General features: G+C 72.4%; 7 protein-coding genes. 3 read left to right on the top strand and 4 right to left on the bottom strand.

Annotation, left to right across the window (positions count from 1 at the left end):
• The 3 genes from ACFV4N_RS34935 to ACFV4N_RS34925 all read right to left on the bottom strand — a co-directional run.
• A partial coding sequence (locus ACFV4N_RS34935; RefSeq protein ID WP_499676935.1) for an FAD-dependent monooxygenase occupies positions 1 to 594 on the bottom strand: 594 nt, incomplete at its 3' end.
• 12 nt (positions 595 to 606) lie between these two features.
• A complete protein-coding gene (locus ACFV4N_RS34930) occupies positions 607 to 1,560 on the bottom strand; it encodes a cyclase family protein (RefSeq protein ID WP_499676934.1) in 954 nt (317 codons plus the stop codon).
• Positions 1,557 to 2,534 (bottom strand): fumarylacetoacetate hydrolase family protein, encoded by a 978-nt coding sequence (locus ACFV4N_RS34925; protein ID WP_499676933.1) that lies wholly within the window; start codon positions 2,532 to 2,534, stop codon positions 1,557 to 1,559. The genes ACFV4N_RS34930 and ACFV4N_RS34925 overlap by 4 nt, the downstream gene beginning before the upstream one ends.
• 106 nt (positions 2,535 to 2,640) lie before the next feature.
• Here ACFV4N_RS34925 and ACFV4N_RS34920 point away from each other — a divergent pair, with 106 nt between their 5' ends.
• The gene (locus ACFV4N_RS34920; protein WP_499676932.1) at positions 2,641 to 3,549 is read left to right on the top strand and encodes a LysR family transcriptional regulator; all 909 of its coding nucleotides are present in this window, start codon (positions 2,641 to 2,643) and stop codon (positions 3,547 to 3,549) included.
• 38 nt (positions 3,550 to 3,587) lie between these two features.
• Here ACFV4N_RS34920 and ACFV4N_RS34915 read toward each other — a convergent pair whose 3' ends face one another.
• Positions 3,588 to 4,574 (bottom strand): LacI family DNA-binding transcriptional regulator, encoded by a 987-nt coding sequence (locus ACFV4N_RS34915; RefSeq protein WP_499676931.1) that lies wholly within the window; start codon positions 4,572 to 4,574, stop codon positions 3,588 to 3,590.
• Positions 4,575 to 4,947: 373 nt separating this feature from the next.
• Between ACFV4N_RS34915 and ACFV4N_RS34910 the strand changes: the two genes are divergently transcribed.
• Together ACFV4N_RS34910 and ACFV4N_RS34905 are read left to right on the top strand one after the other, a co-directional pair.
• Positions 4,948 to 7,410, top strand: a complete 2,463-nt coding sequence (locus ACFV4N_RS34910) for a glycoside hydrolase family 43 protein (RefSeq protein ID WP_499676930.1) — start codon at positions 4,948 to 4,950, stop codon at positions 7,408 to 7,410.
• Between the two features lie 50 nt (positions 7,411 to 7,460).
• A partial coding sequence (locus ACFV4N_RS34905) for a family 43 glycosylhydrolase (RefSeq protein WP_499676929.1) occupies positions 7,461 to 8,920 on the top strand: 1,460 nt, incomplete at its 3' end.

Below are 8,920 nucleotides of genomic sequence, written 5' to 3'. Positions count from 1 at the left end.
GCCGTAGATCATCTGGGTGTGCTCCAGGCCGGTGGGGCGGGGCACGGGTGCGCGCCAGATGGCCATGCCGGTCGGCACGGGCACGTCGTCGATCCCGATCAGGCGGCGCGTGGCGGAGTTGAGGCCGTCCGCGCCCACGACCAGGTCGTAGTGGCCGGTCGTGCCGTCGGAGAAGGCCACGTCGCCGCTGTCCGGGTCGAGCGCGGTGGCGGTGACGCCCAGCCGCACCGACGCGCCCGAGGCGCGCACGGCGTCGATGAGGAGCTGCTGGAGGCGCGGGCGCTGCATCCCCACGGTGGCGGGCAGGTCGTCGCCGCCGATCCGGGCGCCCGGCCGCACGGCCACCACCGCGCCGTCCGGGGTGAGGATGCCCAGCTCGTCGAACGGGAACCCGTCGCGCAGCACCGCGTCGACCACGCCGACCTCGCGCAGCACGCGCAGGGCGTTGCCCTGGAGGGTGATGCCGGAGCCGGCGGTGGCGTTCCAGTCCGGTTTGGCCTCCACGAGGTCCACGGCGTGCCCGGCTCGGCGCAGCAGGGCGGTGAGGGCGTTGCCGGCGGTGCCACCGCCGACGACGAGGACGGTGCGGGACATGTCGACTCCTCGCTACTTGACGGCGACGGGGTTGACCGGCGAGCCGACGGCCCCGGTGATGGGCAGCGGTGCGGCGGTGAGCCAGAACTCGTGCACGCTGTCGGCGGCGCAGTCCTCGGCCAGCTCCTCCAGGTCCCACATCTCCCCCACCAGCAGCCCGATGTGGGGGATGACGACCTGGTGCAGGGGTTGGAAGGCGTGGTCGAACTCGTTGGGCCGCACCTCGAAGCCCCAGGTGTCGGTGGCGATCGCGGCGATCTCGGTGCGGTGCAGCCAGGGCGCCGTGGTGAACGACAGGCCGGGCGCGGGTCCGCCCGCGTAGTCGCCCCAGCCGTCGCGCTTGGCGCGGGCCAGGCGGCCGGTGCGGACCAGCACGACGTCACCGCGCCCGACGGTCACGCCGTGGGCCTCGGCGGTGGCGGCGAGGTGGGTTTCGGTGATGGCGAAGCCGTCGGGCAGTTCGCCACCACCGACGACGCGCGCGACGTCGAGCAGCACGGCGCGGCCGGCGACGTGGGCGGCCATGTGCTCGATGCCGGTGACCAGGTCGCCCTCGGAGGTGACGGTGGTGGCCGCGTCGCGGCCGTTCCACGCCTTGCCGTGGTCGAAGATGTGGCCGAGCCCGTCCCACTGGGTCGAGCACTGCAGCGGCATGGAGATCACGTCGTCCGCGCCGCCGATGCCGTGCGGGAAGCCCTGGAGCCCCGCCGCCGCGTCGGTGCCGGTGTCGAGCATCGTGTGGACGGGGTTGGTGCGCCGCCGCCAGCCCTTCTGCGGGCCGTCCACGTCGAACCGAAGCGAGAGCGAGAAGCTGTCGCCCCGGCGGATCAGCGCGGCGCCCTCGCGGCGCTTGGCGGGGGTGAGGAAGTTCAGCGTGCCCAGCCGGTCGTCCTCGCCCCACCGACCCCAGTTAGAGCAGGTCTTGGCGGCCTCGGCGACGGCGCCCTCGGGGTCGGCCCGGTTCACGCGCGCCCCTCGGCCACGCAGCGGGTGCGCTGGACGCCCAGCCCGGTGATCGTCGACTCCATGACGTCGCCGTCGCGCAGCAGCCGCCCGTGGTGGATGCCGTTGCCCGCCGGGGAACCGGTCAGCACCAGGTCGCCGGGCAGCAGGGTGGCCGTCTGCGAGGCGTAGGACACGACCCGCGCCACGTCGAAGATCATGTCCTCGGTCGACTCGTCCTGCATGGTCTCGCCGTTGAGCTTCAACGTCAGCCGCAGGTCCATCGGGTCCGGCACGAACTCGGCGGGCACCAGGTACGGGCCCAGCGGGGTGAAGCCCGGCGCGTTCTTGGCGCGGAACCAGTCCGTGCCGATCTCGCGCATGTCGGCGCGGAAGACGTGGTCGCGCGCGGTGAGGTCGTTGGCGATGGTGTAGCCCGCGACGTGCTCCAGCGCCCGGTCGGGGGAGACCCGGTGCGCGGGCCTGCCGATCACCGCGGCCAGCTCCAGCTCCCAGTCCGGCTGCTCGCACCACGCCGGCAGCACCACGTCGTCGTACGGCCCGGTGACGGCCGACGGCAGCCCGGTGAACACGTACGGCTGGTCCTCCCGCGCCCGCCGGTCCATCAGCTCGGCGGCCCGTTCCCGGGCCCGCTCCTCGGGCTCGGCCGAGCCCGCCGGGCGGTGCGCCACCACGAGGTCGATGACGTGCTGGCGGTAGTTCGCCCCGGACTGGACCACCTGCCGCGGCGCGACCGGCGCGTGCACCCGCAGCCCGGCCGCCGGCCGCCACTCGCGGTGGCCGTCGCGGACCAGGCCGCGCAGCGTCGGCAGGGTGTCGTCCCAGCGGTCGAGCAGCGCGAGGGTGGACGCGGGCCGCCACGGCAGCGCCCGCTCCAGGTCCAGCACCCGGTCCTCGACGACCAGGCCGGGGAACGGGGTCCCGTCGTCGGAGAAGGTGCCGAGCGCGAACCGGACCGGTTGCGTGGGTGTTGCCATCAGGTGTCCTCCCGTGTCGTGAGGACTACTGTGACCCGGGTCAAATAATCGTGGAAATGAATGTTCGTAATGCAATGTATCCACGGCGTGGATGCCTGGAGGCGCGGTGAACCTGTCCAACCTCGATCTCAACCTGGTCGTCGCCCTGCGCGCGCTGCTGGAGGAGCGCAACGTGACCAGGGCCGGGCACCGCATCGGCCTGACCCAGCCCGCCATGAGCGCGGCCCTCGCCCGCCTGCGCCGCCACTTCGACGACCCCCTGCTGTCCCGCACCGGTTCCCGCTACGACCTGACCCCGCTGGGCGCGGTCCTGCGCGACCGGGCCGCCGCTGCGTGCGAGGTGCTGGAGCGGGTCTTCGCCAGCCAGGCCGCCTTCGACCCGGCCACCGAGACCCGCGAGTTCACCCTCCTGACCTCCGACTACGGCGCGACCGTGTTCGGCGTGCCGCTGGCCCGCGTGCTGCACGAGGAGGCGCCGGGCGTCCACCTGACGTTCCGGCAGACGGCCCCGGACCTGCTGGAGAACCTGGGCACCGTGCTCAGCACGGTGGACGGGCTGCTCATGCCCCACGGGGTCCTGGACGACTTCCCCTCCGTCGGGCTCTTCACCGACCGGTGGGTCTGCCTGGTCGCCGACGACAACCCCGAGGTCGACGACGAACTGACCCTCGACCACCTCGCCCGCCTGCCCTGGTGCGTCTACCAGCGCGCCTACGACGCGCCCGTCACCCGTCAGCTGAGCATGCTCGGCATCAGCCCCCGCGTGGACGTCTCCGTGCCCTCGTTCCACCTGCTGCCGTCGCTCGTCACCGGCACCCGCCGGGTGGCCCTGGTGCAGCAGCGCCTGGTCGGGCACTTCCCCACGCCGGGCGTGCGCGTGCTGCCGTGCCCCTTCCCCGCGGTGCCGCTCCAGGAAGCGCTGTGGTGGCACCCGGTGCACGCCCAGGACGCCGGCCACGGCTGGCTGCGGGAGGTCGCCGGGAGGGTGGGCAGGGGCATCGACGCCGGACGGTGAGGGCGCTCCGGGCACCGGGGCCCCAGGTCGCCGGGGCCTCAGGTCGCCGGCGGCAGAACGCTGTCCCGCAGCACGAGCGTCGGGCTGGAGGTGCGCCGGGCCCCCTCGACCGCATTGCCGTCGATCTGCGCCACCAGCAGGTCGAGCGCGTCGCGGGCGACCGCGTCGAAGTCCTGCCGGACGGTGGTCAGCGGCGGCGTGAAGTAGGCGGCCTCGGGCACGTCGTCGAAGCCGACCACGCTCACGTCGCGGGGCACCCGGCGTCCGCGCTCGTGCATCGCCCGCAGGATGCCCAGCGCCAGGTGGTCGTTGGCCGCGAAGATCGCGGTGACCTCCGGCATCCGCGCCAGCACCTGGCCCGCGCGGTACCCGGATGCCGCGCTCCAGTCGGCGGGCACGACCGGCGGCACCTCCGCGCCCGCGGCCTCCAGCGCCGAGCGCCAGCCCCTGACCCGGTCCGCGCTGTCGAACCAGTCCGGCGGTCCCGAGACGTGCCACACCGTCCGGTGCCCGGCCTCCAGCAGGTGCCGGGTCGCGGCGACCGCGCCCGCCGCCTGGTCCACCGCCACCAGCGGGGTGGAGCGCTCCGAGTCGCCGTCGACCATGACCAGCGGCACGCCGCGGGGGACGGTGTCGACCGCGTCGTGCGCCGACGCCGTCGGCGCGATCACCACGATGCCCGCCACCCGCTGGTCGCGGTGCCGCTCCAGGGCCGTGGTGATGGACTCGCGGTCGATCACGTTCGCCCGGTGCGCGGTCACCACGAACCCCGCGTCCGCCGCCACCTGCTCGAACGCCGCCAGCAACGAGGCGGGTCCGCACAGCGTCGTGTTCTGGGCCACCACACCGATCAGCTGCGAGCGGCCCGTCACCAGCGCGCGGGCGAACCGGTTCGGGCGGTAGCCCAGCTCCTCGATCGCCGCCTGCACCCGCAGGCGCGTGCGCTCCTGGACGTACGGGTGCCCGTTGAGCACCCGTGACACCGTCTGGTGCGAGACCCCGGCGAGCCGGGCGACGTCAGCCATCGCGGGTGCGCCGGAAGCCCTGTTCCCCACTACCGCCCCATCCGCGCGACAGGCGCCCTCCGAAAGTTTCGGTATCTTCTCCGATCGTCTTTGATCAGCACGTCAATGTAGACACGCGACATTTGGCCCGTCAACGGTGGCGGGCGCTAAAAGTTTGCCCGCGAATTTTAGCGCGGAAATCTTCCCGGAAACCCCGGTCAGCAGCCTTGACACCTATTTGTGTTATCGCTAACACTGGCCCGTAACACGGAGTTGACACGGCCGACCAAATCCCTGCTTCCAGTGCCCGCAGTGGGCACAAATCCGCTGTTAGCGATCACATGCACCCCGACCGCCGTTCCGGAGGAGCACCATGTCATCTTTCGGCCGACGATTGCCCCGAAAGCTTTCGGGCACACCGGCGTCCACTCCCCCGCCCCGGCGCCGGGGGCTGCGGGCCGTCGCCACGACGATCGCCCTGGCCGGCGCGACCCTCACCGCGACCGGTCCCGCGGCGCGGGCGACGGGCGAGTGGGCGCCCGCTCCCTCGTACACGTCCACGGACCGGGGGGACGGCACCTACTCCGTGCCCCTGCTCAACTCCGACGTGCCGGACGTGAGCGTGGAGCGCGTCCCGGCGGCCGAGAACGACGAGGGCCGGGACGTCTACTACATGATCAGCACGACGATGCACCTGAGCCCCGGCGCGCCGATCATGAAGTCCTACGACCTGGTCAACTGGGAGATCGTCAACTACGTCTTCGACCGGGCGGACATCGGCGACTCGTCCTCGCTGCGCAACGGCCGCAACTCCTACGGCCAGGGCCAGTGGGCGTCGTCGCTGCGCCACCGCGACGGCCGGTTCTACGTCGCCTTCAACACCAACAACCTCGGCGGCTCGTACCTCTACACCACCGACGACATCGAGGACGGCGCGTGGACCCGGCTGCCGCTGGGGCGCGCGTTCCACGACCCGTCGCTGTACTTCGACGAGCGCGACGGCGGAACGCCGTACATCTTCTACGGGTCGGGGTCGACCAGCGCGGTGAAGCTGGACGCCGGCCTGACCCGCGTGGTGGCGGAGTACCCGAACGTCCTGCGGCCCGCGGACTACCCGGGTTCGCCGTTCCTCGGCGGCCTGTTCGAGGGTGCCCAGGTCCAGTACATCGACGGCCACTACTACGTCGTGATCATCACCTGGCCGCCGGGCCAGGGCCGCCAGGTGGTCCTCTTCCGCTCGCCCCACCTGCTCGGGCGGTACGCGACGGCCGACGGCTCCAACCCGTACCAGGCGCGGGGCGTGCTGAACTCCAACGGCTTCGCGCAGGGCAGCCTCGTGCCGATCTCGCGCGCGGACGGCGGCACCGACTGGCACGGCCTGTTCTTCCGCGACTCGTTCCCGGTCGGCCGCATCCCGGCGCTGATCCCGGCCACGTGGCGGGACGGCTGGCCCACCTTCGGCCACGACGGGGTGGTCCCGGTGGACGGGGCGTTCCCCAAGCCGATCCGGCTGAGCCCCGCGCAGGAGGCGCTCGAACGCCAGAAGGCCGTCGTCGCCTCGGACGACTTCGCGAACGACGCGCCGCACAAGGCCTACATGGACGAGCGGTGGACGATCCCCGCACCGACCCCGGGCGCCGGCGAGCACCCGACCGAGGAGGAGATCAGGCCCAACGGCTCCCGCCTCGGCCTGACCTGGCAGTGGAACCACGCGCCGGACAACCGCCACTGGTCGCTCACCGACCGCGACGGCTGGCTCAGGCTCACCACAGGCAAGGTCGTCACCGGCGACTACGCCTACACCAAGCTGTCGAACCGGGCCGAGCTGACCTGGTTCGAGGAGGCCCGCAACACGCTGTCGCAGCGGGTGTTCGGGCCGAAGGGCTCGGCGGAGACCAAGCTCGACGTCTCCGGGATGCGGGACGGCGACGTCGCGGGCCTGGCGATGTACAACCGCGGCTTCTCCTACGTCGCGGTGAAGCGCGTCGACGGGCGCAACACCCTCGGCGTGGTCAACCGGGTGCAGCCCTTCCCGGTCACCTTCGACCAGGCGACGGCGGAGGGCTTCGTGCCCGGCACCGAGGTGCCGCTCGGCGACGCCGCCGAGGTCCACCTCAAGGGCGACGTCGAGTTCGACGCGCCGACCGGTCAGGGCTGGACCACGTTCTACTACAGCCTGGACGGGCTCGACTGGCACCGGCTGGGCAACCGGGTCGGGCCGCAGGCGCTCGACGGCAGCCTCGCCCACTTCATGGGCCACCGGTGGGGCCTGTTCAACTACGCGACCGCGCAGGCCGGCGGCCACGTCGACTTCGACCACTTCCTGCTCGGCGACACCCTCACGGCGGAGGGCCGGCCGCTCGACACCGGCGCCCTGGACGCGGCGATCGCGCACGCCCGCACCCTCGACGAGCACCACTACCCCGCCGACGCCTGGGCCGCGATGCGCGAGGCGCTTCGCAAGGCCCAGGAGGCCCGGGCTTCCCGGTTCGGCACGCAGAACCAAATCGACGCGCCGGAGCGGGCGCTGAGCCTGGAACTGGTCCGCCTGGGCGTGGCCAGGGTGCCGGTGGCGGTGGGCGTGTCCGCCCGGACCCGGTGCACCGGGCCCAAGGTGGTGCTCACCGTCGAGGTCACCAACCACGAGGCGGTCCCGGTGGACGTCACGGTCGGGACGCCGTACGGGACGAAGTCCTTCCGCGACGTCAAGCCGGGCAAGACCCGCGCCCACCCGTTCGCGACCCGGGAGCGGGGCGTGCCGGCGGGTTCGGCGCTGGTCACCGCGTCCGCGACGGTCGACGGCGAGCCGCGGACGGCCGAGATTCGCGCCCCCTACGAGGCGCGCACCTGCCGGTGAGCGCCCCCCACACCCGGAACGACCCCCGCAACCGGAACAAGGAGAACCACGTGCACCGACAACGTCCACAGCGGTCGGGGCGGCGCAGGGCCGTCGTCCTCGCCGCCGTCGGCGCCCTGCTCGCGGGCGGCCTCACCGCCGCACCGGCGGCCACGGCCGCCGCACCGAACCTCATCGCCAACCCCGGTTTCGAGGACGGCCTGTCCGGGTGGATCGCCAACAACGGCAACGCCGGCGACGGCGCCACCCTGTCACCCACCGACGACGCCCACTCGGGCTCGGCCGCGGTGCTGGTGACCAACCGGAAGACGACCGGGTCGGGACCGATGCAGGACCTGGCCGGCAAGGTGGGCGCCGGGAAGACCTACACCGTCACCGCCAGGGTGAAGTACGAGAACCCGGCGAGCCCGGCCACCAAGCAGTTCTTCGTCACCATGCACTACGGCGGCTCGACCTACACCAACCTCGGCACGGGCACGGTGCCGCGCGGCCAGTGGGGCCTGCTCCAGGGCACCTTCACGATCCCGGCCGGCCAGGACGTCTCGACGCCGCGCGTGTTCGTCGAGACGCCGTGGGTCGCCGACCCGGCCTCCGCGCCGGCGACGCACCTGATGGACTTCAAGGTCGACGACGTCGTCCTGCGGGAGTTCACGCCGTCGACCACCATCGAGGTGCTGGCCAAGAACCCCGGCGAGGGCAACCCGCTGATCTCCCACAAGTTCGGCGCCGACGGCAACGCCTTCGTCCACGGCGACCGGGTGTACGTCTACATGACCAACGACACCCAGGTCTACAACCCCGGTCCGGACGGGACCTCGCCCACCAACACCTACGGCGGGATCAACACGATCACCGTGATCTCCTCCGACGACCTGGTCAACTGGACCGACCACGGCGAGATCCCGGTGGCCGGCCCGAACGGCCTGGCGAAGTACGCCTCGCAGTCGTGGGCGCCCGCGGTCGAGAGCCGCGTGGTCGACGGCGTGGAGAAGTTCTTCCTCTACTTCGCCAACAACGGCGCGGCCACGGGCGTCCTGGTCGGCGACTCGCCGCTGGGCCCCTGGCGCGACGAGCGCGGCAGCCTGCTCGTCACCGGCCAGACCCCCGGCGCCTCGGACGGCCGCAACTGGCTGTTCGACCCGGGCGTGTTCATCGACGACGACGGCCAGGGCTACCTGTACTTCGGCGGCGGCGGTGACGACGGCTCCGGCTCCTACGAGAACACCAACCACCCGAAGTCGACGCGCGTCATCAAGCTGGGCGACGACATGATCAGCACCGAAGGCGCGGCCGAGACCATCGACGCGCCCCTGGTGTTCGAGGCGGGCCACGTCTTCGAGCGCGAGGGCCGGTACTACTACTCCTACTCGTCCAACTTCGGCTTCGGCGGTCCGATCGACCCGAACGGCCCGCCGACCGGCGCCATCGCCTACCTGATGTCCGACGACCCGATGGGGCCCTGGACGCCCGAGACCTACGCGGGCGTGATCTTCAAGAACCCCGGCACCTG

The sequence above is a fragment of the Actinosynnema sp. NPDC059797 genome, from assembly GCF_042732085.1.
Classification (GTDB): Bacteria; Actinomycetota; Actinomycetes; order Mycobacteriales; family Pseudonocardiaceae; genus Actinosynnema.
This window is presented reverse-complemented; position numbering and strand designations above follow the sequence as displayed.